This is a genomic window from Gluconobacter sp. Dm-62, from assembly GCF_018256155.1.
GTDB lineage: Bacteria > Pseudomonadota > Alphaproteobacteria > Acetobacterales > Acetobacteraceae > Gluconobacter.
The window spans coordinates 15,776-40,420 of the sequence record NZ_JAERLY010000019.1; the positions used below are offsets into that span (position 1 = coordinate 15,776).

At 55.7% G+C, this 24,645-nt stretch carries 27 protein-coding genes, 4 pseudogenes and 1 other annotated feature; of the genes and pseudogenes, 16 read left to right on the plus strand and 15 right to left on the minus strand.

Going from position 1 to position 24,645, the window contains the following annotated elements; translation table 11 throughout:
- Window positions 1–5 precede the first annotated feature (5 nt).
- The 4 genes and pseudogenes from JK202_RS13770 to JK202_RS16525 form a co-directional block, all read right to left on the minus strand.
- Entirely contained in the window at window positions 6–2,318 is a 2,313-nt protein-coding gene (locus JK202_RS13770) for a TonB-dependent receptor domain-containing protein (RefSeq protein WP_211561937.1), read from the minus strand.
- 69 nt (window positions 2,319–2,387) lie between these two features.
- Window positions 2,388–2,780, minus strand: coding sequence for a hypothetical protein (locus tag JK202_RS13775; RefSeq protein WP_015075049.1), 393 nt, complete (start codon window positions 2,778–2,780; stop codon window positions 2,388–2,390).
- Between the two features lie 261 nt (window positions 2,781–3,041).
- Window positions 3,042–3,413 (minus strand): cation transporter, encoded by a 372-nt coding sequence (locus JK202_RS13780; RefSeq protein ID WP_015075048.1) that lies wholly within the window; start codon window positions 3,411–3,413, stop codon window positions 3,042–3,044.
- A 94-nt stretch (window positions 3,414–3,507) separates the two neighbouring features.
- Window positions 3,508–3,780: pseudogene (locus JK202_RS16525) on the minus strand (hypothetical protein); the annotation flags it as partial.
- A 64-nt stretch (window positions 3,781–3,844) separates the two neighbouring features.
- Between JK202_RS16525 and JK202_RS13790 the strand changes: the two are divergent.
- The gene (locus tag JK202_RS13790; RefSeq protein ID WP_015075046.1) at window positions 3,845–4,252 is read left to right on the plus strand and encodes a helix-turn-helix domain-containing protein; all 408 of its coding nucleotides are present in this window, start codon (window positions 3,845–3,847) and stop codon (window positions 4,250–4,252) included.
- A gap of 63 nt (window positions 4,253–4,315) precedes the next feature.
- Here the strand turns inward: JK202_RS13790 and JK202_RS13795 are convergent.
- Window positions 4,316–4,492, minus strand: a pseudogene (locus tag JK202_RS13795) (Tn3 family transposase); the annotation flags it as partial.
- Between JK202_RS13795 and JK202_RS13800 the strand changes: the two are divergent.
- Window positions 4,492–4,910: pseudogene (locus JK202_RS13800) on the plus strand (recombinase family protein); the annotation flags it as partial. The pseudogenes JK202_RS13795 and JK202_RS13800 overlap by 1 nt on opposite strands.
- On the opposite strand, the gene JK202_RS13805 reads toward JK202_RS13800, so the two are convergent.
- Genes JK202_RS13805 through JK202_RS13815 form a run of 3 tightly spaced genes read right to left on the minus strand, consistent with a single transcriptional unit; the run spans window position 4,885 to window position 7,547 of the window.
- A complete protein-coding gene (locus JK202_RS13805; RefSeq protein WP_249200093.1) occupies window positions 4,885–6,027 on the minus strand; it encodes an SMP-30/gluconolactonase/LRE family protein in 1,143 nt (380 codons plus the stop codon). The pseudogene JK202_RS13800 and the gene JK202_RS13805 overlap by 26 nt on opposite strands.
- A gap of 13 nt (window positions 6,028–6,040) precedes the next feature.
- Complete coding sequence (locus tag JK202_RS13810) at window positions 6,041–6,475, minus strand: cupin domain-containing protein (RefSeq protein ID WP_211510630.1); 435 nt, start codon at window positions 6,473–6,475, stop codon at window positions 6,041–6,043.
- A gap of 52 nt (window positions 6,476–6,527) precedes the next feature.
- The gene (locus JK202_RS13815) at window positions 6,528–7,547 is read right to left on the minus strand and encodes a zinc-binding alcohol dehydrogenase family protein (RefSeq protein ID WP_015075040.1); all 1,020 of its coding nucleotides are present in this window, start codon (window positions 7,545–7,547) and stop codon (window positions 6,528–6,530) included.
- 100 nt (window positions 7,548–7,647) lie between these two features.
- On the opposite strand from JK202_RS13815, the gene JK202_RS13820 reads away from it, so the two are divergent.
- The 3 genes from JK202_RS13820 to JK202_RS13830 all read left to right on the plus strand — a co-directional run bounded on the left by JK202_RS13820 (window position 7,648) and on the right by JK202_RS13830 (window position 9,129).
- Window positions 7,648–8,034 (plus strand): helix-turn-helix domain-containing protein, encoded by a 387-nt coding sequence (locus tag JK202_RS13820; RefSeq protein WP_174694306.1) that lies wholly within the window; start codon window positions 7,648–7,650, stop codon window positions 8,032–8,034.
- A 460-nt stretch (window positions 8,035–8,494) separates the two neighbouring features.
- Window positions 8,495–8,836, plus strand: a complete 342-nt coding sequence (locus JK202_RS13825; RefSeq protein ID WP_015075038.1) for a type II toxin-antitoxin system RelE/ParE family toxin — start codon at window positions 8,495–8,497, stop codon at window positions 8,834–8,836.
- A complete protein-coding gene (locus tag JK202_RS13830; RefSeq protein WP_015075037.1) occupies window positions 8,833–9,129 on the plus strand; it encodes a DNA-binding transcriptional regulator in 297 nt (98 codons plus the stop codon). The genes JK202_RS13825 and JK202_RS13830 overlap by 4 nt, the downstream gene beginning before the upstream one ends.
- 109 nt (window positions 9,130–9,238) lie before the next feature.
- On the opposite strand, the gene cynR is transcribed toward JK202_RS13830, so the two are convergent.
- Window positions 9,239–10,138, minus strand: coding sequence for a transcriptional regulator CynR (cynR, locus tag JK202_RS13835; protein ID WP_015075036.1), 900 nt, complete (start codon window positions 10,136–10,138; stop codon window positions 9,239–9,241).
- Window positions 10,139–10,459: 321 nt separating this feature from the next.
- On the opposite strand from cynR, the gene cynS reads away from it, so the two are divergent.
- From cynS to JK202_RS16290, 3 genes and pseudogenes are all read left to right on the plus strand, one after another.
- On the plus strand, window positions 10,460–10,930 hold the full coding sequence (gene cynS / locus JK202_RS13840; RefSeq protein WP_016738501.1) for a cyanase: 471 nt from the start codon (window positions 10,460–10,462) through the stop codon (window positions 10,928–10,930).
- Window positions 10,931–11,003: 73 nt separating this feature from the next.
- Window positions 11,004–11,468 carry a DUF1348 family protein gene (locus tag JK202_RS13845; RefSeq protein WP_015075033.1) on the plus strand — a complete coding sequence of 155 codons (465 nt, stop codon included), beginning with the start codon at window positions 11,004–11,006 and terminating at the stop codon, window positions 11,466–11,468.
- Between the two features lie 66 nt (window positions 11,469–11,534).
- Window positions 11,535–11,667, plus strand: a pseudogene (locus JK202_RS16290) (alpha/beta fold hydrolase); the annotation flags it as partial.
- A gap of 271 nt (window positions 11,668–11,938) precedes the next feature.
- Here JK202_RS16290 and JK202_RS13850 read toward each other — a convergent pair.
- Window positions 11,939–12,595: a TetR/AcrR family transcriptional regulator gene (locus tag JK202_RS13850; protein ID WP_016738502.1), complete on the minus strand. Its 657-nt coding sequence runs from the start codon at window positions 12,593–12,595 to the stop codon at window positions 11,939–11,941.
- 108 nt (window positions 12,596–12,703) lie between these two features.
- Here JK202_RS13850 and JK202_RS13855 point away from each other — a divergent pair, with 108 nt between their 5' ends.
- Together JK202_RS13855 and JK202_RS13860 are read left to right on the plus strand one after the other, a co-directional pair.
- Entirely contained in the window at window positions 12,704–13,270 is a 567-nt protein-coding gene (locus tag JK202_RS13855) for a hydrolase (RefSeq protein ID WP_211561941.1), read from the plus strand.
- A 48-nt stretch (window positions 13,271–13,318) separates the two neighbouring features.
- On the plus strand, window positions 13,319–14,722 hold the full coding sequence (locus JK202_RS13860) for a DHA2 family efflux MFS transporter permease subunit (RefSeq protein ID WP_015075030.1): 1,404 nt from the start codon (window positions 13,319–13,321) through the stop codon (window positions 14,720–14,722).
- A 159-nt stretch (window positions 14,723–14,881) separates the two neighbouring features.
- Here the strand turns inward: JK202_RS13860 and JK202_RS13865 are convergent, their stop codons facing one another.
- The gene (locus JK202_RS13865; protein WP_015075029.1) at window positions 14,882–15,871 is read right to left on the minus strand and encodes an amidohydrolase family protein; all 990 of its coding nucleotides are present in this window, start codon (window positions 15,869–15,871) and stop codon (window positions 14,882–14,884) included.
- Window positions 15,872–16,031: 160 nt separating this feature from the next.
- On the opposite strand from JK202_RS13865, the gene JK202_RS13870 reads away from it, so the two are divergent.
- On the plus strand, window positions 16,032–16,955 hold the full coding sequence (locus tag JK202_RS13870) for a LysR substrate-binding domain-containing protein (protein ID WP_015075028.1): 924 nt from the start codon (window positions 16,032–16,034) through the stop codon (window positions 16,953–16,955).
- Between the two features lie 260 nt (window positions 16,956–17,215).
- On the opposite strand, the gene JK202_RS13875 is transcribed toward JK202_RS13870, so the two are convergent.
- The 4 genes from JK202_RS13875 to JK202_RS13890 all read right to left on the minus strand — a co-directional run bounded on the left by JK202_RS13875 (window position 17,216) and on the right by JK202_RS13890 (window position 20,013).
- Window positions 17,216–18,394, minus strand: a complete 1,179-nt coding sequence (locus JK202_RS13875; RefSeq protein ID WP_211510629.1) for an HNH endonuclease — start codon at window positions 18,392–18,394, stop codon at window positions 17,216–17,218.
- A gap of 354 nt (window positions 18,395–18,748) precedes the next feature.
- Window positions 18,749–18,937, minus strand: a complete 189-nt coding sequence (locus JK202_RS13880) for an OST-HTH/LOTUS domain-containing protein (protein ID WP_015075026.1) — start codon at window positions 18,935–18,937, stop codon at window positions 18,749–18,751.
- Window positions 18,938–18,975: 38 nt separating this feature from the next.
- Window positions 18,976–19,092, minus strand: a sequence feature (AL1L pseudoknot).
- Entirely contained in the window at window positions 19,047–19,370 is a 324-nt protein-coding gene (locus JK202_RS13885; RefSeq protein ID WP_016738505.1) for a transposase, read from the minus strand. Its footprint overlaps the feature before it by 46 nt.
- Before the next feature lie 250 nt (window positions 19,371–19,620).
- Window positions 19,621–20,013: a helix-turn-helix domain-containing protein gene (locus tag JK202_RS13890; RefSeq protein ID WP_198945979.1), complete on the minus strand. Its 393-nt coding sequence runs from the start codon at window positions 20,011–20,013 to the stop codon at window positions 19,621–19,623.
- A gap of 100 nt (window positions 20,014–20,113) precedes the next feature.
- On the opposite strand from JK202_RS13890, the gene JK202_RS13895 reads away from it, so the two are divergent.
- The 5 genes from JK202_RS13895 to JK202_RS13915 all read left to right on the plus strand — a co-directional run bounded on the left by JK202_RS13895 (window position 20,114) and on the right by JK202_RS13915 (window position 24,523).
- Window positions 20,114–21,133 carry a zinc-binding alcohol dehydrogenase family protein gene (locus tag JK202_RS13895; RefSeq protein WP_015075021.1) on the plus strand — a complete coding sequence of 340 codons (1,020 nt, stop codon included), beginning with the start codon at window positions 20,114–20,116 and terminating at the stop codon, window positions 21,131–21,133.
- A gap of 79 nt (window positions 21,134–21,212) precedes the next feature.
- Window positions 21,213–21,971, plus strand: coding sequence for an SDR family oxidoreductase (locus JK202_RS13900; RefSeq protein ID WP_029495883.1), 759 nt, complete (start codon window positions 21,213–21,215; stop codon window positions 21,969–21,971).
- 614 nt (window positions 21,972–22,585) lie between these two features.
- The gene (locus tag JK202_RS13905; RefSeq protein ID WP_015075018.1) at window positions 22,586–22,861 is read left to right on the plus strand and encodes a hypothetical protein; all 276 of its coding nucleotides are present in this window, start codon (window positions 22,586–22,588) and stop codon (window positions 22,859–22,861) included.
- 130 nt (window positions 22,862–22,991) lie between these two features.
- Window positions 22,992–23,630, plus strand: a complete 639-nt coding sequence (locus JK202_RS13910; RefSeq protein ID WP_015075017.1) for a TetR/AcrR family transcriptional regulator — start codon at window positions 22,992–22,994, stop codon at window positions 23,628–23,630.
- 14 nt (window positions 23,631–23,644) lie between these two features.
- Window positions 23,645–24,523: an alpha/beta fold hydrolase gene (locus tag JK202_RS13915; protein ID WP_015075016.1), complete on the plus strand. Its 879-nt coding sequence runs from the start codon at window positions 23,645–23,647 to the stop codon at window positions 24,521–24,523.
- Window positions 24,524–24,645: the final 122 nt, after the last annotated feature.

The window sequence follows — 24,645 nt, forward strand, 5'->3', positions numbered from 1 at the left end:
TACCTTCAGAACTTGATCCGCACGCCACCAAAGAACGCTCTTGGCGATCCGGCGTAGATTGAGCCTGTCTTGTTGGCCAAAACACGTCGCCCAGCCTGCTGCCCGGTCGAAAGGAGTGTATCGCTGATGTCAGTCGCACCTGCGGCATAAACCTGATTGGTTACATTCTGTACCTCGAAGTAGCTGTGCAGACGGTGAGCCCAGCCCAGACGTTCTGGAGGGTCGTAATGAACCTCTAGATTGAGCAATGCGTATGAGGGGGCTTTCAGAATATTGGCATTGTCGAGGTAAAAGGAACTCCTCCACGTCACTTCTGCAAAACCTCCCAGCCCTTGCAGCCATCCGTCTGGCTGATCATAGAGAACACGCGCATCTAAAAAATGCGGCATAACACCGGGAATGAGATTCCCCTTCCGCGAGAAATTCCGCGCCATCGTGCTGTTGGACAGGGTCTCGGTGTATTTCGTGTAGATCTGGTTGTCATAGGTATAAGACAGCTTCAGCCGCGCACCGGGCAGAGAGGCATGCAATGGCTGCCATGTCGCGCCCAGTTCAATGCCACGATGCTCTGAGGCCGGGGCGTTGAAAGTATAGCTTCCCGCGGGTGTATTGACACCCGCCGACTGGCTGACAAGTTCGTTCCGGTAGAACTCATAGAAGCCCGTGGCCTGAATATTGATGCTGGGCGACGGGTGCCATTCGGCCCCCAAGTCAAAACCGAGACTCGTTTCGCTCTTAAGCTGCGTATTGTTCCCGTAGGTTCCCTGAGGGGTTACGAAGAAACTGGAATAGCCAGGTGTGGCATAAGCTGTTCCAACACGACTGTGCAAAGTCCAGTCTTTGGTTGGTGTATAAACCAGCGAGGCTTCAGGTGCGAGATTGAAGAAGCGTCGATTGGCCGTAATATTCTGCAAAGAGGTTGAACTTGCCGATCTATTGTAGAGCGTCTGAACTGCTCCAACATCAGATTGCGTCCCACCAAGTCCGATTACAGCATGCCAAAGCGGAGAAAACTGCCAGTCTTCCTGAAAGCGGAGGCCGATGTTCCACTGATGGCCGTATGACGTGGAATTCAAAGCACCGCGGGTCGCGCCGCCTTGCGGGGTCAGATTATAGACCTGATAGCCATAATCCATGTAGTCGAAGCTGGCACTGACAAAACTGGTGAGCGGCGTCTTTCCGATACGGCTGCGGTTCGTCAGATCCGTCTGCACATTATAGGAATTAAACGGTCCGACAAAAGCCGTTGTCGAAGTTGGCTGATCGGTATGACGTTGATCGTAAGTAAACTGAGTATGCCAGGTTGTTCCTGGATCAAAGTCATGCTCCCATCGAAGCCCCACAATGCTGCGTCGGTCAAAACGACCCAGCCCTGCCTGCTGCGGGCTCATCGTCTGGCGGGCTCCATAGGCCCCATTCACCAGAAGATTGACCGAAGCGCATCCAGCAGCAGCCGATGCCGCATTGGCACAACCATTTTGGTAGGGATTACTGCGGAATTGGTTCAGAGAAAGGCGTAACGGCAGCGATGTATCCGTGACGTTATTAACGAATTTTAGAATGAGGCGATCTGATGAGGTCAGATTAACCCGCAGCCGCATATTTTCGGTAGACGTGTTGTACTGGCTGTTCGCAATGAAACCGTTACTGCGCACATCGCTACCAAACAGCATGAAATCGTAGCGTTTATTGCCCGCACCAATCGTTATGTAGTTATTGAACAGGCCGAAGCTGCCAAAGTCTGAACCCAGTTCCAGACCATGAATGTCAGCGCCGTTCCGGGTGCGGAAATTGATCGCCCCGTTAATCGCGTAATTACCGTATAGCGTAGAGGCTGGTCCCTGAAAGACGTCCACGCCTTCATAGGCATGTGGATCGATCAAATCTGCCCGGGCCGTACCGTCTGGTTGCGTCATGGGAAACCCATCTTCCGTAACCTGAAGATTCTTCAGACCATAGGACTGACGTGCGCCCGACCCACGGACAGAAACGACGCTGTCACGCGGCCCATTACCTTGCAGAACAGTTACCCCAGGAAGGGTTGCGACCATATCGGCGACCGACTGTGCTGCCCTGTGTGCGAAATCTGTACGTTCCGCGCTGTAGGTTGTTTCATCGGTTGGATGAAGTCGTGCAGAACCACGCGTCGTACCGCGAACCAGAATGCTTTCGACATTCTGATGTGCAGAAGACGCAACTGAGGCTGTTTTACGGGGACGCGCCTGAAGAGGTTGTGCATGAGCTGGAAAGGCTCCAAGAAAAACGCAGCCAAGCACCAGCGAGCCGAGAGGACGGCTTGATTCAAAAGAAGTATTCATGTGTTCGTTCTGATCTGAAAAACGCAGAAAGCCTTTCATCGCAGATGCGATAAAGGCGCTAAGTTTTTGTCAGATCAGGTTGGGAGGTCCTTGAGCATAAATGCCCGATAGCCGCCATAGGGGAGGCCCCCGCACTGGCGGGAAACACCAGAAAAAACTCCGCCCTGTCACAGACAGAACGAGGAAAACAGCAGCGACGCATCCGATTATCAGGATCGCCAGCAGGTCGTCGACCACTGCAATCCCATCACCAACATCCGCTGCGTGATGATGATCAGGACTATGCGGACCAAAATCCTGGCTGTCGCAAAGGGTCGACAAGTTGGTGAACTGTTTTAACGGATCATCAAGCAGGAACTGCGGTAAAGGCAGACTTCCAACGCTGAGGCGAATAATGATGGCAAGCAGAACCAGCGGCCAAAAGACCAGACTCCCTCCGCTATACCGCGCACTTCGCATCATTCTTCTTCATTTAAAGCGGCTTGCAGCACTGCGCCAGATGGAAATGTATTTTTCGACCATTTGGTTTGGGTTGTGATGCACAGAACCCCAATTTTTTAAGCGCTCCATGTTCATTGTCGATGTCCCTTTCCGGAAGCTTAAGAAGCTTCTTTTGTGCCCGAGATGTAAGCGTAACCGGACATGCTGCTTCCGCCTACTTCTACGACGTGGCTGGCCCGCTTTGCGTTGCCGGGAAGCGGACATAGGCGCATGATCCTCACCCTATGCGGCGGCTGCCTTCGTGCCAGTCTCGTCGGTTCGATATTCTCCCCATGCCTGCCGCAGGATCTGCAGCGCTGATGACAGGAATATGCCAGCCATGATCGCGGCCACCGCAAGGTCGGGCCATGCGCTGGTGGTGCTCCAGACGCCGAACGCCGCGGCCATGACGATCAGGTTGCCGATCGCATCGTTGCGAGAGCAGAGCCACACCGAGCGCACGTTGGCGTCGCCATCCTTGTAGGGCAGGAGCAGAAACACCGAGGCAAGGTTCGCGGCCAGCGCCAGAGCGCCGATCGCACCCATGATCTCGGCCTGCGGAACGCCGAGGATCAGCGTGTGGTAGACGGTGGACCCGAACACCCACAGCGCCATCAGCGACAGCGAGACGCCCTTGGCGAGTGCCGCCGTGGCTCGCGCCGATCACCGCCAGACTCAAACCGTAGGTGACGGTATCGGCCAGGAAGTCGAGTGCGTCGGCCTTGAGGGCTTGCGAGCCAGCGAGCTGTCCCGCCGCCATTTCGGTCACGAACATCGCGCCATTGATCGCGATCACCGTCCACAGGACACGCTTGTAGCGCGGGTCTACACCGTCGAAGACCGGGACACCCTTCGGACAGCAAATATTCTCGACGGTGCCGCATGTCGTCACCTCGACGGTTGGTGTGACTGTTTTCGTGGGCACGACCAGAGGTGGCGGAGCGCAACAGGCGGTCTCGGACTTGCAGCAGTTCTCAGACATGGGTGACTCCTTCTCGGGATCACCCTACAATCTCTAGCCACTAGAGCTTCAAGGGAAAAGCACCATGAGGATCTCGATTGGCGAGTTGGCGCGGCGCACTGGGGTCAAGGTGCCGACGATCCGCTACTACGAAGGCGTCGGGCTTCTTCCGACACCGACACGAACGGAAGGGCGGCAAAGGCGCTTCGGTGCGGACGAGGTCGCCCGGCTCAACTTTATTCGTCATTCCCGCGAGCTGGGCTTCGAGGTCGCCGACATTCGTGAATTGCTGACGCTTAGCGAGCAGCCGGAGCGTTCCTGCGGCGAGGTGGACGCTATCGCCCGCCGCCACGTCGAGACTATTGACCGACGGATTGGGAGGCTGGTGGCGCTGCGCGCCGAGCTGCAACGCTCGCTAGATCGGTGTGCGCGCGGTACGGTCGAGGAATGCCGGGTGATCGAAGTGCTGGGTTACGGGGACGACAGGGTTTAGCTAAAGGCAGCTCAGAGTACCGGGGAGCAGTGAGAGGCTGTTCGAAAACGTACGCTAAGGATTTTAGGAACCGGATTGCAACCGAAGAGGCCTGAAATTATCTCGCGGCGGCCGGATTTCGCCCCAAAGATAATCACCTGTCAGGCCAATATGCTCCCAGCCGAGTGGTGCTACATGAGCAAGCACGTCATCGGGCACCGCGATGCCCGTCTGACGAAGATGCTGAGCGGCACGGTCCAGACCTGACCAAACGCGGTGTCGGGTTGAAGGTCCTGGCGGGCGAAGGAGCCTCGATCGATACCACCACCGCAAATGGTCGCTTGATCTTCGCGATTTTTGCCGGACTGGCGGAGTTCGAGCGGGAATTGATCGTTGAACGCACACGCGCAGGTCTGGCTTCTGCACGTGCCCGAGGACGGGAGGGTGGCCGTCCCTTCAAGATGACCTTAGTAAACTTCGTCTGGCTCAGGCCGCCATGAGTGATCCTGAAACCCAGGTTGGAGATCTGTGTTCTGAACTGGGGATCAGCCGCCAGACGTTGTATCGACATGTCACTCCCGAGGGTAAAATCAGGCCGGATGGGGAAAAAACCTCTGGCGCAAAAAACACGAAAAATCTCTCAAAACTGAGACTTATGGCTTATCTCTGGTATGGGTAACGTGAGGATTGATCGATACCAGCAGAAACGGCTGATGACTGCGGGAATGCCCCTGATGAAACATCGAAAGCCGGTCCAGTTGCGCAACAGGCAGCCAGAGACGACCGTCCAGAGCAAGACACGGTGCATCTGCCCAGTGCAGACGTGAATCCGAGATCAGTTTCGTGATCTTTCCCGAAACGTCTCTCCGATAGACGCCGTTATCCTTCAGATTGGTGAAGTAAAGGTTTCCTGCAGCATCCATGGCGCTGCCCCCGACTGGAGGTAAATCTGCCCAAGGCTTTACAGCCGCAGACAGATCGGTTGATGACACACTGGGATCATCAAGCAACACTGTGGGAACTTGAGACCACGGTCCTTCAAGCGGCCCGAAATACAGCCATTTCCCGTCCGGACTGACTTCAAGCGGATCGACATTCACCAGAAGCGGCTGATGCGGACCGTTCTCCACGACGTGCCCGTCCATGACAATCGGTCGATCTGTCCGTGCGCGTGTGGAAACATCGTTGTCCAGAACACGACGTGCCTGACCTGTTTTGATATCAAGAACGATCAGCGCGGCCTTGCCCGCATCCGTGAGATAGGCGTGCGTTCCGTTGAAACGGATATCGTCGATATAGCTGCCCGCCTGCGCGATCTCTGGGCCCAGAGGATAGATCCGCCGCACATGACCTGTTGCCGGATCAATGCGGACCAGTTTGGCTCCTTCAGGTATGGGAGCACCTCCAAAAGACGGAGTTCCAGTATCAACAACCCAGAGCGTGCCGTCAGGAGCAACGTGGAGGGCATTGACGCTGACAAACCGATGCGTTGCATCCTGCCCGGGTTTCCAGCCATTCCAGTCAGCATCTGGAAAAGGCTTTATCTTTCCATTCTTTGTCAGAAGACCCACGGCCGGTCCGGAAAACCCGCTCCAGCGAGGGCCTGAGACAAACACATGACCGCCAGCAAGCGCTACGGCGTTCCAGTCTATTGCGTTAGTAGTCGCCTCAATCCTGATGGTCTGAGCACGGGCAGGATCAGGATGCCCGCATACCCCAACGAAACCCGTGAAAACGGCAATGGCGATCCTGCGCAGGCCTCTTTTTGTGAAAGCATGCGGCTGATTCTGTTTCATGACTCCCATGCCGTCAGATCCCTGCGATAAAACCGGACGGCGTACCGTCGGCAGGATCCACGAACACCACGTCATCTGGCGCCCGTCGCGGCGTGTCGATAGCAAGGAAAACAACTGGCTGGCTCAGAATGCGGGGTACGGCATGCACGGCCCGACGGGGGAACACCAGAAGATGGCCGGGTGCAAACGGGGCTTCCTCCTTGGGATCATCGATCCAAAACGTGCCTGTCCCGGAGAGGACATGAAGCACTTCATCGCACTGGGTATGATAATGCGGCGGTACTTCCTGATAAATCCTGAAGACCCGGATACTGGCTTCCGGCTTGTCAGTCAGATAGGTGTCCAGCAGCATCGTGTCCGCCGTTTCGGGAAACGCAGCGGCAATTTTATTCAGATCGAAGCGACCTCCCGTCCGGTTCAGGGTCATCAGATGTTCTTCGTCATTCATGAGGTCTGCTCCTCTCAAGCGCTTTGACTGTTTTCGTCACGGTTCTCTCCGCTCAGGCAGGAAAACTTTCGAGCACGATCTTGCCTTTGGCCTGACCACTCTCGATCAGAGCGTGAGCCTCTCGCAGATTGGCGGCGGTGATCGCGCCAAGATTTTTGCCGAGCGTCGTACGGAGACGCCCTTCGTCCAGAAGGCGCGACACCTCGTTCAGGAGTTTCCCTTGTGTGCTGATGTCTGCCGTTCCGAACAGTGAGCGGGTGAACATCAGCTCCCAATGCAGGGACAGGCTTTTGCGCTTGAGGGGTACAGCATTGAGTTCAGCAGGGTCATCAATCAGGCCGAAATGTCCCTGAGGGGCTAGAAGTTCGACGATCTCTGCCAGGTGCCGATCTGTCTGCGTCGTGGAAAAAACAAAACCGGGGGCGCCCGTAGGAAGGGCAGCAACCTGTGCGGCCAGAGGCTTGCTGTGATCGATCACGTAATCTGCCCCGAGAGATGTGACCCAGTCCTGCGTTTCGGGGCGCGAAGCCGTGGCAATGACCGTGATATCAGTCAGAACCTTGGCCAGCTGGATCGCCATGGAACTGACCCCGCCTCCGCCCCCAATGATCAATATGGACGGCGTCGTTCCCGGGACAGGCCGACGAATGTCCAGGCGATCGAAAAGCATCTCCCAGGCGGTGATTGCTGTCAGCGGTAAGGCGGCGGCTTCGGCCCAGTTCAGGGAGCGGGGTTTGCGACCAACAATCCGTTCATCGACCAGATGAAACTCCGCGTTGGTCCCTGAGAGATTGATCGCCCCCGCATAAAAGACCTCATCGCCGACAGAAAAATCCGTGACGTCCGGTCCGGTGCCGACGACAACGCCTGCGGCATCCCAGCCCAGGACACGCCACTGACCCGCCTCCGGCGTTGCGCTGCGGCGGACTTTTGTATCAACCGGATTGACCGACACGGCCCTGATTTCCACCAGAAGATCCCGGCCCGAAGGAACAGGTTTCGGCAGATCGATGTCCTGAAGGGACGCCGGGTTTTCGATGGGAAGCGGCGTCTGATAACCGATGGCCCGCATGATGTCTGCTCCTCTGTTGAATGAGGAGAAGAGTGAGCACTATGCTGTTTTCAGACAAGAACGCACTTTTAACGCCCATAGTGTCGGAAATGATACCGTTATGACCCGTATCCGCCATCAGTCGCTCGATTGCAGCCCCGGCTGCGCTGTTGAAGCAACGCTTCAGCTCATCGACGGGAAATGGAAAGGCGTGATCCTCTATCATCTGCTTCAGGGGACCTTACGCTTCAACGCCATCCGCAAGCGCCTGCCCAATATCACCCAGAGAATGCTGACGACCCAGCTTCGCGAACTGGAGCGCGACGGGTTTGTCTTACGGACGGTCTACCCGGAAGTCCCGCCAAAGGTGGAATACAGCCTCACCCCACGCGGGCGGACCCTTGAGCCCGTCATCATGGCTCTCAAAGCCTGGGGCGATGAGCACACAGAGTTCGGACATGTTCCTGAGATCTGCGCCGATATGAAAGGCTCTCCAACAAACTCTTAGCGTACGTTTTCGAACAACCTCTCACCGCTCCCCGTACCCCTTTCACACCGAATCGGAATGTCCGCTTCCACAGGTCGTTCGCTTGAAGCGGACCGACTGCAATCCCCCCCCCCCAAAGCCGCCGCAAAACCAATAAAGGATTGCAGGCCTGTGCGGAGGTGTAATTCCTTACACACGGCATGGCAGAGGCAATGGAACCAACTTGCCAAGAAGCGTCATTGTCTACTGACGATGGCTCCAGGCCAGCACATCGGAAGAGCTTTTGGGGAAGATTTTATGCATTCTACCCTATGTCCGATAATAAGAAAAAACGGACATAGATTTTATGGCGGGAAACTGCCGGTTTTGGAGATTTCATGCAGTTTCTGGGGTGCTCTTTGTCTGGATACCCGCCATACCGCTCGCCTCTCTGAACTATACGCCGTTGACGTATATGCTATTAGCATATATTCCATTGTGAATGTCAAAGCTGCAGACCGTTGTCGAACTGCCTGAATTCATAAAGCGGGCAAAAGCCCTGATGTCAGACGACGATCGTATGGCTCTGATTAACATGCTCGCTGCAATGCCAGATGCTGGCCTTTCTTTAGGCGGCGGTCTGCGAAAGGTCCGTTTTTCCCGCGAGAATGGTGGGAAGAGGGGAGGGTACAGAACTCTCTACGTTTTTGGTGGAAGACAGATGCCTCTGTTTCTCCTGACTGTTTTTGCCAAAAACGAGAAAGACAATCTGACACGATCTGAACAGGCCGCCCTGGTAGAGTTGAGCAAGACGCTTGTTGCGAAATACGGAGAACCATCATGAGCGCTTATGACAGCATTCTGCAGGGGCTAAATGAGGCTCTTGCCTATTCGGACGCTCCGGCCGACGACTGTGTGACCCACCAGGTGCGTGTTCCGTCGGTTGACGTGGCGGCCATCAGAACCCGGACCGGACTCTCTCAGGCCCAGTTTGCCAGAAGCATCGGGGTCGCCAAGGGGACCCTTCTGAACTGGGAGCATGGCCGTCGTCAGCCAACCGGACCGGCTCAAGTTTTGCTGGCGATGTTGGATAAGCGACCGTCGTTAGTGAGTGAGCTGCTTTCTGCCGTTCGTTGAGAAAACACAGGTCCCGATATACTCATTCAGACGACCGATATGGGGGGTAAGCGGAACGTCTGCTATCGGAAAGCGGTAACCGAAAACAGCCTTCTGGCGCGCGAGTGAGCTATCTTATCGACGCTGCGTTCAGATCCTGAGCAAAGAGATCGAGCGTCGCTATGAACGCACCCGCGGCTGCGGAGCGATAGGCCCCATCTCGTTGTAGCAAGACCACCCGTCGCTCATCTATCGCAGGAAATAATGGCCGGGATTGCAAATCGTCCCGTTCATGGACGACCGCCTCGGGGAGGAGCGCCACCAGCGAACTCGATTTTACAAGTTCGATCATGGTCGTCATCGAGCTCGTCTCAATGACAATGTTCGGCCTGATCCCATGCCGCTTGAAATGCCTGTCGATAGTGTGGCGAGTGGCGAAAGATTTACCCAGCAGAACCATCTCCTCCCGCTCGATACATTCAATGTCGATAGCCTCATTGTTCATCACCGGATGATCATATCGGCCGATTAACGATAGTCGCTCGGAGTGGAGTGGATGCGCAACGATGCCGGTAACGCTGGGTGTCCCAAACGCGATGGCACAATCGAGATTGTCATCAGCAAGGTTGGTTTCAATTTCGTCCTGTGACATTGCCTTCAATTCGAGGCTGATCCCCGGATATTTCTCTCGGAAGCGGCGCGCGAGTGGTGCAATCAGATAGCCGCCGAAACTGGGAGTGAATCCGAGCCGAAGTACACCGGAGCTTAGGTCGCTCACGTCACGGGCGGCACGACCCGCAGCATCTAATTCGCGAAAGGCGCGATGCACATGGCTCAAATAAGTTGCGCCTGCATCCGTTGCGCGAACAGCTTTCCCCGAACGGTCTAGAAGTTGCACGCCCAGCTGTTCCTCCAGCTGACGAATCTGCTGCGATAGCGCCGGCTGAGAAACGTGCAGCGACTGGGCGGCACGTGTGAAACTAGCGTGCTCGACCACGGCGGAGAGGTAGCGAAGATGACGAAGGAGCATCCGTATAACGCCTGCTTATGGAAACTATCTGTTATCCGTCTTGGACAGTTATAATCGAGAAGTCGATACTCCCCTCATCGACTACGGAGATCGACAGGGTGCAAAGGCTAATCGAAGAATTCAAAAAATTCAGGGAGGGAGAATATCCCGGCCGTATCCCGCTTTTCCAAGGGCTGGCAGCGAAGCACGGACCAGATACGCTGTTCATTACCTGCTCCGATAGCTGGGTTGTTCCCGAGGCCCACGCGACTGACATCCCCTTCGCTTCCTGCTCCCATCGATCCTGAGCGATTTTATACCGCCCCAATGAAGGGTAGACTAATGGCCCAAATACAAGTGACCCAGACGGCCCGTAAGACGCTGACCGAAACCGTCATTCAGGCGAAAGCCGAAAGGCAGCTTAGTTGGGCAGCTATCGCTGCAAACAGCGGACTTTCGAGGGAGTTCGTTACCGCCGCGCTGCTCGGGCAGCACCCGCTCCCGGCGAGCGCGGCTGAGGCTGTCGGTGAGACGTTGGGCCTCGCTGCCAGCGAAGTCGGGCTTCTACAGGCAATCCCCATCCGGGGTAGTTTCCCACATGGGGTGCCCACCGACCCGACAATATATCGCTTCTACGAAATGATTCAGGTCTATGCCACAACCTTGAAATCGCTCGTCCACGAGGATTTCGGTGACGGCATCATCAGCGCCATTAACTTTAAGCTCAAGTTTGAGAAGCAGGAAGACCCCGAAGGTGGGCATCGGTGCGTCATTACACTCGATGGCAAATATCTCCCGACCAAGCCCTTCTAACGGACCAGCAGGCCCCGCTGTGGTTTTGTAGGGCTGGCCCTTACCAACATCACTCATCACGAAAGCAAATAAAATGTTTCGTCCTCCGCTGCCCCCCTTCACTCACGAAACCGCGGTCGAAAAGGTTCGCCTCGCCGAAGATGGCTGGAACAGCTGCGACGCCGCCAAGGTCGCCCTCGCTTACACGCTCGATACACGCTGGCGTAATCGGGTCGAATTCGCGACCAATCGGGAACAGGCTCAAGGCTTCTTGGAGCGCAAGTGGAACAGAGAACATGAATATCGGCTCATCAAGGAATTGTGGGCTTTCACCGGCAACCGGATCGCCGTCCGCTATGCCTATGAATATCGCGATGATGGCGGGCAGTGGTTCCGCGCCTATTGCAACGAGAATTGGCATTTCGCCGAAGACGGGCTGATGTCGAACCGCCACGCCAGCATCAACGAAATGCCGATTAAGGAGTCGGAGCGCCTGTTCCATTGGCCTCTCGGTCGTCGCCCGGACGATCATCCTTCGCTGAGCGACCTCGGGCTGTGAGTTCCAAGCGCGTCATCCAGTCGATAACGCGCGTTCAACCAACTCATACGGAACAGCCGCCTATCGGACCCGCAGATGCTATTCTTTTTGTTGAGAGGATTCCGCGTAGTCGCCCATGATCGTCGTGGTCATGGGCGACTACGCGCAAGTCAGCGAGGGGCACGACATGGACCATTACGCTGCCGACGCCGCAGAGGTCTGACAACGGTGCCGGAAGGGCGGCATTGTCCCGACGCGGTCATCGAGGTTCAGCTAGAAACGTCGGCTTTCGGGCAGCCGCCACCACCACTTCTATGTCGTAGAGGTAGGCGACTGCCGCCTACCTGCTAAGCAATCGGCCATTGCCGGGCACGAGATTTTCGCGTCAAAACTGTGTTAGTTCTCCCCGATTTTCTCGCATTCATTTAGCCTCCTCACTTGGGATGCGATGAAATTGGCGTTTGAAACCCGGGCTGCACCAATCTGCGAAATTATAGCTCTGCGTCCGTTATGCCATCTGGAGTACGCCGAAACGGCTGCAGCCGGTCCGTTAGATAGAGACGGTGCATTCGCCGCAATTCGTCAGGCGCGCCTGGCGTCGTAGGGGCGTCCTTCGCCAGCATGCTGCGCAGCACTTTCATAATGTTTAGAACGACCGCAGCAATATCTCTCGCCAGTGCTTCATCCAACCCTGGCGCACAGACACGCAACGCTGCCGCAATTCCGGCTATGGCATGTCCTCGTGCACGATCACGGATCTCCATCTTGTCAGTCCGTGCCTCCATCAGCGCAGACAGGGATTTCACGCGAGGATGAAGCGTGACAAGCAGTTCGATCAGAACGTCTGCCAGAGCGTCCGGGGATAGTGTGGCGGCACGTTTGGCGAGTGCCGCGTATTCGTCTTCCAGAACGGCGATATGCCGCTGCACCAAAGCGTCCGCCACAGCCTCCTTGTTCGGAAAGAAGCGATAGAGCGAGCCGATTTTTGCTCCGGCGCGCGCGGCGATCTCCGCCATGGTCGTCGCTTCGTACCCTCGTTCCGCCATGAGGTCGGACGCGGCCTCCAGTAACTCCTCGACGCGCTGACGCCCAGCCGCGCGCATCGGCTGAAGGGACGTCCGTTCACCTCTTGACGAATTTGAGTCCATCCTCAAATAATGCTCCTGCTTGAGTGTCTACTCAACTTAATAACGTTTCCGCGTGTTCCGGACAACGGTTCGGGATGGCGGTCGAACGTCAACAGGGAAGGTCTTGCCATGATTTCACTCCCCGCCACCAGGACGGCCCTCGTTCTGATCGATCTCCAGAAGGGCATTACGGGGCTTCCCCTGGCTCCGACATCGGGTGCGGCGATTGTTGAGCGATCGAAAGAACTCGCAATACGTTTCCGGGCTGCTGGCGCTCCGGTCATTCTGGTAAATGTAGCATTTTCTCCAGATTTCGCGGATGCCGTTCATGCGGTCGTCGATCGCTCCTTTTCACCGCCTGGCGGCTTCGCACCAGACTGGGCTAAACTGGTCGACGGGCTTGCCGAACCGACCGATCTGTGTGTCACGAAGCGGCAATGGGGTGCCTTCTACGGCACGGATCTCGATCTTCAGTTAAGACGACGCGGTATCTCGACCATTGTACTGGGCGGAATCGCGACCAATCTGGGCGTGGAATCTACCGCCAGGGCGGCTCATGAGCATGGATATAACGTCGTGCTCGCCACGGATGTCATGTCCACATTCACCGAAGAGATGCAGCGCTTTGCCTGCGAGGAGATTTTCCCCCGCCTTGGCCGCGTGACGACAAGCGACGCAATCGCACTGGACGCGTAAGCGCATGGTGGATGTCTGCGCGTCTCACGCTTCCCGGCGAGATCGTTCATGAACACCAGAACATCGTTGCCATCCCAGGGTTCGGATCAACTGCCTCCGGGCACCTGGAAAATCGTGAGCGTCGCGGCGGTCGGATCTTTCATGGCGCAACTGGACGCCACGATCGTCAATGTGTCGCTCCCCGATCTTGTCGCGACCCTGCACGCGCCGTTTTCACACATACAGTGGGTGGTCAGCGGCTATCTGCTGGCACTCGCCCTGACGTTGCCGCTGAATGGATGGCTTGTAAGTCGCCTCGGGGGGCGGGCAGTCTATTTATGCTGCTTCGGTGCCTTCACGCTGACATCAGGCCTGTGCGCACTAGCGTGGTCTGCACCGTCCCTGATCGTATTCCGGCTACTGCAAGGCATGGCGGGCGGACTGCTCGCTCCTATGGCGCAGATGACGGTAGCTCGTGTGGCGGGCCGACAGATGCCGAGGGTCGCGAGCGCAATGACGGCACCTGTTCTGCTCGCGCCGCTTCTTGGACCCGTCGTCGCCGGTGCCATTCTCTCCATTACGTCCTGGCGATGGATCTTTCTTCTCAATGTTCCGGTCGGGCTTGCGGCTTTTGTCCTTGCCGTTCTGTTTCTTCCTGACGATCGGCATGACGAGCGCCCCCGTCCACTTGACCTGACAGGGCTAGGATTTCTCGCACCCGCTCTCGTCTCGTTTCTCTACGGCATGGATCATGTCGCCCGGCTTTATGGACAGGCGACTTTAGGCGCGTCCCTCGTACTGTTCGTCCTGTATGTCCGATCCGCGCGACGCAAGGGCGATGACGCGCTGATCGACCTGCGCCTGCTGCGTGCGCCTGCTTTTTCGGTGTCGGCGATCATCATGTTTCTGACGAACGGGGTGTCGTTCGCTGGTCAGATGCTTCTACCCGTATGGCTGATCCATGCCTGCGGTGTCTCGCCCGAGCGGACGGGCCTGTTCATGGCCCCCCTGGGTCTGGGGATGATGTGCGTCTATCCGCTCATTGGCCGTCTGAGTGACCGGTTTGACGCGCGCGATCTGACCGGTTGCGGGGCTCTTTTGTCCTTTGTCGGCACACTGATTTTAGTGTTGCTCGCTTATAACGGTCTGAACGTCGTCCTGCTCGCCTTAGCATTGTTGCTGCGTGGCGGAGGTGGGGGCGCTGTCGGTATTCCGGCGATGAGCGCGGGATATGCTTCGATCGCACGCGCAGATATTCCGATGGCAACGACTGCGCTGAACATCATGCAAAGGATTGGGGGACCGACATTGATCACAGCGTGCGCCACGTTCCTCGGGTGGCGGCTTGCGGCAATCGCTCCATCCCATGTCGCATCGGAGGCTTATGCCGAAACATTTGGATTGCTTGCATTATTCCATGGCGCTCTGTTGCTCACCACGCGTTTCATCAAGTCTTCAGAGAGGAAACGTTAGTTCGGATCGAACTGAACCCGTCGTGCATGGATACTCGCCTGAGAAAATGAAAATTACCCAGGCAAGATTGGCCAGTGTCGTCCGCTATGCGGTCATTCGTTTGTGTTTCAGATTGTCCTATATGTAGGCGAATGCTGCCATGGCAGACACGTCAATTATTTAGAGCAACTGCGCTAGCTCTTCTGTGAGCCGCTCCCAGTTTCCGTGCGCGAAGCCCTGCGTCGCGGCCTGGTCCAAACCGCAGTTTTCGAGAAAACGTCGTGCGTCGTAGCCGGCGCGGTATTGATACGGGTAGTCGGCGGAGAACAGCAGCCGGTCATAGCCGACGATCCGTGCCGCCTGTTCCAGATAATGTGGCAGGTAGATGCCGCTCGCCGTGACAGACAGGTTGCGCCGGAAATACGTCGTCATGGACTGCTTCAGTCCGGAAACGCGATCCATGTTGGCGATACGCTCGGCGTAGAACAGAACCAGTTCGCCCCAGTGGCCCAAAATAACCTGTAGGTTCGGAAAACGGTCGAAATGGCCCGCCAGCACAAGGCGCAGGAACTGGATGCCGGCGTCATAATGCCAGCCGAGGCCGAAACAGGAAAACGCGGCGTCTACCTGCGGGCTGAACCCGGAATAATAGGCATCCCGAACGCCCTTTTCCGGTGTTCTAGGGTGAAGAAGGATTGGCGCTTTCAATACTGCAGCGCTCTGAAAGATCGGCAGAAGATCGGCGTGGTCTAGGTTGCGATGGCCCACGCGTCCGCACAGCATCGTGCCCTTGAAGCCAAGTGTCTTGACGCAGCGTTCAAGTTCCAGGGCCGCTTCGTCAGGGCTCGCCACGGGCAGCGTCGCCAGCGCCTGAAAGCGGTCTGGATGGCGGGCGACCGCCTCCGCCACGGCATCGTTCACGCGGCGCGCCAGATCGACGCTGTCTGGTCCGAGGTCGTGCAATGACGGTGTGGTGAGCGAAAGCACCTGAACGTCCAGCCCTGTTTCGTCCATGAGTGACAGCCGCTCTTCGGCAAGATCAGCCAGGCGCTTCCCAAGCGGTCCCCCATGGAACGCAACGCTTGGATCAGCGGCTTCAAGACCGATGGCAGACCAGGCGTCCTTCACTTCGGTGGTCAGGAAATGCTCTTCGATACCGATCAACTTCATAGAATGGTTCCTTTCCACAGACTGCCATCCCAACGGACATGCCTGTTTTCACGTCATCGAAAATAGGTGCGAAACCAAAGCAGGCGCTAGACGCATGAAAATCAAAGTATCATTGCATGGGACGCTATCTGTTGCCGGTCATTGTCGATAGACTCAGAGCATGGAAAACGTGGATTTCAACCTCCTGACAGCGCTCGATGTGTTGCTCGACGAGGCCAGCGTGACTGGCGCGGCCCGCCGGCTCGGGCTCAGTCCGTCCGCCATGAGTCGCACCCTGACACGGCTGCGCTCGACCACCGGCGATCCGTTACTGGTGCGGGCGGGGCGGCATCTCGTGCCCACGCCCTATGCAGTAGATATCCGCGAGCGCGTTCATGTCCTGACCCAGGACGTGCAGGACGTCCTACGCCCTCGACATGGGGAACTGGATCTGAAAGCGCTGGATAGGACATTCACCCTTCGCGCCAATGAAGGCTTTCTGAATGTTGCTGCAGCGCCTCTTGTCACTGCCATCATGAAGGAAGCGCCACGGGTTCGCCTGCGGTTTGCACCCAAGCCTGACAAGGATGCGTTGCCACTACGAGAAGGAAGGATCGATCTGGAGATCGGCGTCCGGGGTGCGTCTGCACCAGAGGTCCGAAGTCGGCTCCTGTTCCGGGATACGTTCGTCGGCGTAGCACGTATCGGCCATTCTCTTTTCGTAGACGGAGATATCAGCGTGGCGCGCTACGCCGCTTGCCGTCATGTCGTGGCCTCACGACGCGGGACATTCAGGGGACCGGTTGATGATGCACTCGAGCAACTGGGGTACCAACGTACCGTGTCGGTCGTTGTGCCTGGATTTCCAGATGCGTTGGAAATCGCCAGACAATCAGATCTGGTCACAAATGTCCCGCGATCATGTCTCGCGAACCTCGCTGATGATCTTGCAAGGGGGGCGAACCTGAGACTGTTCCAGCTTCCTGTAAAAACATCTGGAATCGCCATCTCCGTCATGTGGCATCCCAGAATGGATGCTGATCCTGCACATCGCTGGTTTCGCGATACCGTCCGGGCAGTATGTCGCGAGTTTCTGGCTTGTTAACGATGTCTGCTTTCGGAAAGGCACTCTGTAGTTTCAAGCGTCCAGAATGTAGGCGAATGCGGCCTGTCTGCTCCTGCATCACTGAGCAGACAGGCGGATCAGGGGGGGGAGCGGAATGTCTGCTATCACCTGATGAGATTAGAAGAGCGGCCGTTAATGCGGTCGATGTTCATGACAAATTAACGCCGCATTTGGATCATTTTTTTGCAACGCTCACGTTTCGATCTTCTGAGCTGACGGCTAGTTTCAAACTGCTTGAATTACGCCGTGGCCAGCACATTCTCGATATAGGCGAAGGCGAATTGACAAGCCGCCGCTTCGTCCAGCCCTGTGACGTGCTTCCACCACGGCGTTGACCGTTTAACGAACAACTCTTTTAACCTCTCTAAGTGCTCTGTCGTCAGCGGCTGACCCGGGACGCCTCCACAGTTGGCCCAAGCGAAGTCCAGGCTCTCACGCACCACATGTTCGCCCTCAGCGGTATGTTGTGCACCCGAGATTGAGCCGAGAATTGCGCCAGCAGCCTCCAATCTTTTTTCCTCATTGACACGTTCGCAGTTGTAGATCGCCCTGATATCCTCGGCATCCAAGTCGATATGGACCGCGACCTGTAGCTGTCCACCCGTGCGAGGATCTAATGCATAAACTGACTGTAACCGATTACAGACATAGTCGCGGCCGAGGCAGACCACGATGCGGTGAATGCCGAAGTATTCCACGTAGCCGAGGATCAAACCTGTGGCCGGGTTTGCGTCGATAGCGACGCAATGCAGAGGCATGGCTTGCGGACGACCATCGACCAAATCATCGCCGTCATAGAATCTGAAACAGGGTTCCGCGTCTGTCTTACGCAGATACGATATTGCATCGCCGCATGCCTCAATTGGAAGACCGGCGTGGTGTGCCAGCGCCAACGCGCTTTTTACTAGGGATCGGCCCGACAATGGCCCCCCGAAGCTCAGGTCAATGTCGATAGCAACCATCGCATAGGACCGTTGGCTCTCCGCTCCGACTAATATCGCCTCCATATCCACCTTGGGATATTTGCGCTTCAGCCCCTTTAAGGTCTCTCGAGCCTGAGTGAACGATCCTGCTGTTACGTCGATACGCTCGTCATTCCTGAGCAGCGTACGCATAACTACTGGCCGTACCATTTCCAACTGGCCGCCGACATCCAGCAGAAAGTCCTCATTCGCCGTGGTGGTGACCTTCATACGTGATGTTTTCCCGTTCTGGCGTTTGATACCGATGTGGAGAGCGAGAGGCCGCAACTGCTTCTCTAGTTCTGCGTCCCAAGTCTGGCCTGCTCGGTTATTACAGTCGCCATGCAGGAAATTGTTTACAGTTCGGCGCCCCCCGATCGCGTTAGGGAGAATATGCTCTTTTGAATCATCGGCGGGCGCTATGCCTTGACCGCAAATGGCACAAATTGCTGACACATCATCCCCCTAGGCAAACAGCGTCGGCCCCAAGGAAACGCGTGTTTATCTCTCCGATTTTACCCTAAAACTGTAAGTCTCGCTATCGGCCTAACCCGCCTGCAAGAGATCGTGTTGCTTATGTCCGTTATGCGGAAAGCTGTTCATCGGTGAGTATGTCAAATATGAGGGCACTGCTGCCTGTCTGTTCAGGTTTCCTCGAGCAGACAGGTGGCTCTTGGGGGAAGGCGAATATCTGCGTTTCAACGAGAACCATGAGGAAGCTGGCGTCACCGCCAATACCGGAGCGTTACACATCCTTACCGAGGCAGCGTGTAAAAATAATCGTTCCGGATGTGCAGTCTGTCGTCCCGGTCACCCATTGGCGGAAGCAAGTTTCAGTTTCACCATGACGACTTTGGGATGGTCGCCGATGCGCTCGACATCTAAGAGGCCGGATGCCTCGGCCAATTCGGACAGGCGGCTATAGCCGTAGTTGCGTGCGTCGAAGTCCGGTGCCTGTTTGGCAAGAACAGCTCTTTGTCTTTCTGGCTGCGCGCACAAGGTTTTTTCTGCCTGGCAACGGTTGCATAATAGACAGATGGCGCAATCGGCAGGATCTTGCAGATTGACCCGACACCATATGTCTGCCGATGCTCCTCAATGAAGCGCGTCATGGCCCGAACCGGCGGTCGAGTTCCGCCTGGGCAAAATACGCAGAAGCCTTACGCAGGATTTCATTGGCCTGCCGCAATTCGCGGTTCTCTCGCTCCAGTTGCCTGATCTTTTCCCGATCAGGCAGTTCACTCACCGCAGGCGCATTGGCCCGCTCATGCAGACGGGTCCATTTTGACAGCGTGTCAGGATGAATATCCAGCTTTGGCGCTATCATCATCACCGCAGACCAGCGTGATGGATGGCTCTTCTCTTCCTCCAGAACCATGCGAGCCGCACGTTCACGAAATTCAGGCGGAAAACGCTTCGATTTGTTGCTCATGAATTCTTCTTACCTCTCGGGTCGTTCTGTCTCCACAAAACCCGGGGCAATTCAGATTGCCTTTTACAACCAACAGCGCCCTGATCAGGCATTGAAGATGATGACCCCGGATGCGGCTTACGCCGCTACATTAACCGCATGACCTGAGCAGAAAGCGGTGGGTCATTACATGGTCGTACAGAAGAACCAGCGTGATCAAGCAAAACCAGAAAAATGGAATCACAGTGGATCCCTCAATAACAGCAGGTTTTTAGAACCCTCCATCTGTTGGCGAGCCCTTCAGGTCGGCGCAGACCTCAGGAACACGTCCGAACGTCGTATGCTCATCGCCCCATCTCTTGAGAGTCATAATGACGGGCTCAAGGGTCCGACCGCGTGCGGTCAGACTGTATTCCACCTTTGGCGGAACTTCCGGGTAAACCGTCCGCAACACAAACCCGTCCCGCTCCAGCTCGCGAAGCTGGGTGGTCAACATTCTCTGGGTGATATTGGGCAAACGTTTGCGGATGGCGTTGAAGCGCAGGGTCCCCTGAAGCAGGTGATAGAGGATCACACCTTTCCATTTTCCGTCGATGAGTTGAAGCGTTGCTTCAACAGCGCAGCCGGGGCTGCAATCAAGTGATTTATGGCGGATGCGGGTCATAACGGTATCATTTCCGACACTATGGGCGTTAAAAGTGCGTTCTTGTCTGAAAACAATATAATGCTCACTCTTCTCCTCATTCAACAGAGGAGCAGACATTATGCGGGCCATCGGTTATCAGATGCCTCTTCCCATCGAAAATCCGGCAGCCCTTCAGGACATCGATCTGCCAAAACCTGTTCCCACGGGGCGTGATCTTCTGGTGGAGATTAAAGCTGTCTCGGTCAATCCGGTTGATACAAAAGTCCGCCGCAGCGCAACACCAGAGGCGAGTCAATGGCGCGTTCTGGGCTGGGATGCTGCGGGTGTTGTCGTTGGCACCGGACCAGACGTGATGGATTTTTCTGTCGGCGATGAGGTCTTTTATGCGGGTGCGATCAATCGCCCGGGGACTAACGCTGAGTTTCATCTGGTCGATGAGCGGATTGTCGGACGCAAACCCCGCTCTCTGAACTGGGCTGAAGCCGCGGCCTTACCCCTGACAGCAATCACTGCCTGGGAGATGCTTTTCGATCGCCTGGATATTCGGCGCCCTGTCCCGGGAACAACGCCGTCCATTCTAATTATCGGAGGCGCAGGTGGGGTCAGTTCTATGGCGATCCAGTTGGCCAAGGTTCTGACTGATATCACGGTCATTGCTACGGCTTCGCGCCCCGAAACGCAGGACTGGGTCGCATCTCTTGGGGCAGATTACGTGATCGATCACAGTAAGCCTCTGGCCGCACAGGTTGCTGCCCTTCCTACGGGCGCTCCCGGTTTTGTTTTTTCCACGACGCAGACAGATCGACACCTGGCAGAGATCGTCGCACTTCTTGCCCCACAGGGGCATTTCGGCCTGATCGATGATCCGGCTGAACTTAATGCTCTACCTCTGAAGCGAAAAAGCCTCTCGCTGCACTGGGAACTGATGTTTACGCGTTCACTGTTCGGAACGGCAGACATCAGCGCTCAGGGGAAACTCCTGAACGACGTGTCGCGTCTTGTAGAGGAAGGTCGTCTTCGCACGACGCTCGGTAAAGAGTTCGGGCTCATCACTGCGGCCAATCTGCGGGATGCTCACGCCCTGATCGAGAGCGGTCAGGCTAAAGGCAAGATCGTACTCGAGGGTTTTGCAGCCTGAAATTATATTTCGATGACCTTACACGAAGAGAAAGCCTTCCCATTTTTCTGAAATTCGAAATCTCAAAATGGAGATCAACATGAAACTGACAGACAATACCATACTGATTACTGGAGGTGGTTCCGGCATCGGTCGTGCCCTTGCCGAAGCATTTCATCAGAATGGCAACAAGGTCATTATTGCCGGGCGTCGCCGTTTAAGGCTTGATGAGGTTACAGCAGCGAATCCTGGCATGGAGGCCATTGAACTGGATCTCGAAATTCCGGCTGATATCCAGAACGCTGCGGAGCAAATTCAACGAAATTACCCGTCGTTGAACGTGCTTATCAACAATGCCGGAATCATGTTGCCAGATACAGCGGCCGGGCGAATAGATGACAATCTTCTGACCTCAACCTTCACCACTAATTTTGCTGCTCCGATTCGACTGACTTCTGCTCTCATGCCGCACCTTAAGGCACAGTCCCAATCAACCATTATCTACAATACTTCCGGACTGGCCTTTATTCCGCTTGCACTGACAGCAGTTTATTCTGCATCTAAAGCCGCTCTCCATTCTTACGTAATGTCGCAGCGTTTTCTGCTTAAGGACACGAACATCGACGTCATCGAGATCGCACCGCCGTGGGTGCGGACCGAACTGATGAACAGTCAAGAAGCAGAAGCCGCTGTCCCTCTAAAGAAATTTATTTCCGATACTATGGCTCTTTTGGCCACAGAGAAGAACGAAATCATCGTTGATGAAGCAAAAAAATTTCGCGAGGCTTCAGGCCCGCAAGAATATGAATTCGTCGAAAGTTTTAATGAGAAAATGCAAGCACTTTTCCAAAATGGATAGGGAGGGGGCATCTATACCTGTCTGGTAAATAAAAAAGGCTATCATACGGCATGTCATCTGTTTGCGTGCCGTATAACCCCTGTGACCACAAATGGGATCACAATTGATGAGTTACTAGAGATACCGACATACTGGAGAAAAGGTTCAAATCCGCACTCACATGTTTCACTGACTTGGTATTGCAGCAAGCAGCCTGATCGTTTCTTGCTGGGTATTTAATCCCTTCATTTGATGGGGGAATTGAGGATGAATGTTTCTGGCTCTGAAGCCCATATCCTGCAGATGTATTCGTAAAGCGTGAGTCTTAGCTCGAAATGATTGGCGAACATGAAGTCATTGAGGTGCGTTCTCAACAGATCATAGTTGCTGTAATGGAAATATTTCACGGTTTGTCCCCTTCGACATCGGGTAGACGCGAAATCCCGTAACTCTGAATACCGCGTTGTAGAGCTCAACGTGTCAGATGCCTCTCGCGTGCGAAAAACGATTGGACAGTCAGGCAATATCGCCTTCGTGCATCTCTGAACCGTAGAAAAAGGCGAGATTATAGTGCTGCATCAGGTCGCCGATACTGCTGCCATACAGAAACTTCTTGGAAGTGGAGAACTGGTGTTATGAATGCCGAAGAGCATCTAATGACCTTGAACCGGACGGGTGGAAGGTTCAATCTCAATGAAATTGCCGCCGCGTTCCCGGAAACGGCGGAGGAGGCCCCGTTTGCACCCGGTCATCTTCTAGTGTTCCCCCGTTGGGCGGTGCATGCCGTGCCCCGTATTCTGAGCCATCCAATCGTTTTTCTTGCCATTGATACGCTGCGACGGGCGCCAGACGACGTGGTGTTCGTGGATCCTGCCGACGGTACGCCGTCCGGTTTTATTGCGGGGATCTGATATCATGGGATTCATGAAACAGAAGCGACGGCAGGCTTTCCGAGCAACTAGCCTGCGCAGTATCGCTGCTAACATCAGACCGATTATCCCGGTAAGCGCACAGTTACCCAATTGATTGTTGACTTAGGAAATGATCGTTCTCTATGTTGGTTTCATGAACAATATAGTCTCATCTTTCCCCAGCCCGGCTATGGGCCGGCCGCGTGCCTTCGATATGGAAACGGTTATCGCACGTACCGTGCCGGTATTTCGCGAGTATGGATATGCTGGCGCCTCGATCGATCGTCTTAAAACCGCTACCGGGCTCACCGCAGGCAGCCTTTACAAAGCATTCACTGACAAGCGGGGCGTGTTCGAAGCGGCGTTCACGCATTATGTGAAGCAAAGACGGCAAGATCTTGCAGCTCGGCTTCTGAAGGCGAGCACCGGACGTGAACGCATTGCCGAGAGCCTCCGCTTCTATTTGGAAGCAGCTTCCGGCTTCGAAGGGCGGCAAGGTTGTCTCGTTCTAGCAAGCCTGATCGAAGCCACGACGCTGGACGGTGCCCTTCATGAGAGACTCAGCGATACACTGGCTACTAACCGAGCGGCGCTGATCACCATGCTGCGGGAGGGTCTGCAGGACGGATCAATCCGTGCCGAACTGCCGATCGAGGCCAGTGCCGATCTTCTTCTTAGCCTACTCCAAGGTTTTCGTGCCGTGGGCAAGCTTCACGATCCGGGGGACCATGACGCGTTGATAGGCATGTCTCTCAAGATATTAGACTGAGAATAGGACGAATTATGATCGAACACCTCAACACTGCCCCGTTCAAGCATGCTTTCGAGACGGTTGATGGATTGCGGCTGCACTATGTAACGTGCGGATCGCAAGACGCTGAACCACTCGTTCTCCTTTCGGGCTATCCACAAAGCTGGTTTACTTGGCGTAGGGTCATGCCTCTCTTGGCAGACCGGTTCCGTGTCGTCGCTATTGACCTTCCTGGCCAAGGGGATTCCGATAAACCGCTTGATGGCTATGACACTGGAACGGTTGCGCGCCGCGTCCACGGCCTCGTCGCACGTGTCGGTCTGACCCATTACAACCTTGCGGCACATGACATCGGTGCTTGGGTCGGACTGCCCTACGCGTTGATGTACCCAAACGAAGTCAGCCGTCTCGCGCTCCTTGATGCCGGCATACCCGGTGTTACATTGCCCGATATGTTGCCAAACGCACCCGACCAAGCGTGGCGGACATGGCATTTCGCGTTCCATGCTATACCTGACCTTCCTGAGGCTCTGATCACAGGACGTGAGCGCGTTTACCTCGACTGGTTCTTGCGTCGTAAGGCTGCCAACCCGCTAAGTTTCAGCGATGCGGATATTGACGAATATGTCCGCATTTTCAGTCTTCCCGGTGCATTACGTGCAGGCCTCGCTTTCTATCGCGCGGCAAGTATATCCGCTGAGCAGAATCGTGCGCTGGTCCGTGATAGAAAACTCAGCATGCCCGTGCTCGCCGTCAGTGCTGACCAAGGATCGATCCCTGATATGGTCGCCCCGCTTAGACCGTTCGTAGACGATCTACGCGGCAACACAGTGTCGTCCAGCGGTCACTTCATCCCCGAAGAACAGCCAGTGGCTGTTGCTCAATTGTTCGGAGAATTCTTTGCGGGCTAATGAGCGCGAAGTTCGTGATGCCCCTCAACGGCTGGCGTCTCACAACCAGAGGTGGCCCCCATTTTTCGGACAGGTGTCTAAGCTATAATCCGACCTGAGAGAGGACGGGTTTTATGGGCAAG

Bases quoted from the DNA above. Each gene is read 5' to 3' on its own strand.
- cynR (WP_015075036.1), bottom strand. From the start codon at position 10,138: ATGCTCCTTCGTCATCTTCGCTACCTCTCCGCCGTGGTCGAGCACGCT.
- JK202_RS13830 (WP_015075037.1), top strand. From the start codon at position 8,833: ATGAGCGCTTATGACAGCATTCTGCAGGGGCTAAATGAGGCTCTTGCC.
- JK202_RS13815 (WP_015075040.1), bottom strand. From the start codon at position 7,547: ATGCGGGCCATCGGTTATCAGACGCCGCTTCCCATCGAAAACCCGGCG.
- JK202_RS13895 (WP_015075021.1), top strand. From the start codon at position 20,114: ATGCGGGCCATCGGTTATCAGATGCCTCTTCCCATCGAAAATCCGGCA.
- JK202_RS13870 (WP_015075028.1), top strand. From the start codon at position 16,032: ATGGAAAACGTGGATTTCAACCTCCTGACAGCGCTCGATGTGTTGCTC.
- JK202_RS13780 (WP_015075048.1), bottom strand. From the start codon at position 3,413: ATGGCGCTGTGGGTGTTCGGGTCCACCGTCTACCACACGCTGATCCTC.
- JK202_RS13890 (WP_198945979.1), bottom strand. From the start codon at position 20,013: ATGACCCGCATCCGCCATAAATCACTTGATTGCAGCCCCGGCTGCGCT.
- JK202_RS13820 (WP_174694306.1), top strand. From the start codon at position 7,648: ATGACCCGTATCCGCCATCAGTCGCTCGATTGCAGCCCCGGCTGCGCT.
- JK202_RS13900 (WP_029495883.1), top strand. From the start codon at position 21,213: ATGAAACTGACAGACAATACCATACTGATTACTGGAGGTGGTTCCGGC.
- JK202_RS13855 (WP_211561941.1), top strand. From the start codon at position 12,704: ATGATTTCACTCCCCGCCACCAGGACGGCCCTCGTTCTGATCGATCTC.
- JK202_RS13910 (WP_015075017.1), top strand. From the start codon at position 22,992: ATGATCGTTCTCTATGTTGGTTTCATGAACAATATAGTCTCATCTTTC.
- JK202_RS13810 (WP_211510630.1), bottom strand. From the start codon at position 6,475: ATGAATGACGAAGAACATCTGATGACCCTGAACCGGACGGGAGGTCGC.
- JK202_RS13825 (WP_015075038.1), top strand. From the start codon at position 8,495: ATGTCAAAGCTGCAGACCGTTGTCGAACTGCCTGAATTCATAAAGCGG.
- JK202_RS13905 (WP_015075018.1), top strand. From the start codon at position 22,586: ATGAATGCCGAAGAGCATCTAATGACCTTGAACCGGACGGGTGGAAGG.
- JK202_RS13770 (WP_211561937.1), bottom strand. From the start codon at position 2,318: ATGAATACTTCTTTTGAATCAAGCCGTCCTCTCGGCTCGCTGGTGCTT.
- JK202_RS13790 (WP_015075046.1), top strand. From the start codon at position 3,845: ATGAGGATCTCGATTGGCGAGTTGGCGCGGCGCACTGGGGTCAAGGTG.
- JK202_RS13860 (WP_015075030.1), top strand. From the start codon at position 13,319: ATGAACACCAGAACATCGTTGCCATCCCAGGGTTCGGATCAACTGCCT.
- JK202_RS13865 (WP_015075029.1), bottom strand. From the start codon at position 15,871: ATGAAGTTGATCGGTATCGAAGAGCATTTCCTGACCACCGAAGTGAAG.
- JK202_RS13915 (WP_015075016.1), top strand. From the start codon at position 23,645: ATGATCGAACACCTCAACACTGCCCCGTTCAAGCATGCTTTCGAGACG.
- JK202_RS13845 (WP_015075033.1), top strand. From the start codon at position 11,004: ATGTTTCGTCCTCCGCTGCCCCCCTTCACTCACGAAACCGCGGTCGAA.
- cynS (WP_016738501.1), top strand. From the start codon at position 10,460: ATGGCCCAAATACAAGTGACCCAGACGGCCCGTAAGACGCTGACCGAA.
- JK202_RS13775 (WP_015075049.1), bottom strand. From the start codon at position 2,780: ATGATGCGAAGTGCGCGGTATAGCGGAGGGAGTCTGGTCTTTTGGCCG.
- JK202_RS13850 (WP_016738502.1), bottom strand. From the start codon at position 12,595: ATGGACTCAAATTCGTCAAGAGGTGAACGGACGTCCCTTCAGCCGATG.
- JK202_RS13805 (WP_249200093.1), bottom strand. From the start codon at position 6,027: ATGAAACAGAATCAGCCGCATGCTTTCACAAAAAGAGGCCTGCGCAGG.
- JK202_RS13885 (WP_016738505.1), bottom strand. From the start codon at position 19,370: ATGAGCAACAAATCGAAGCGTTTTCCGCCTGAATTTCGTGAACGTGCG.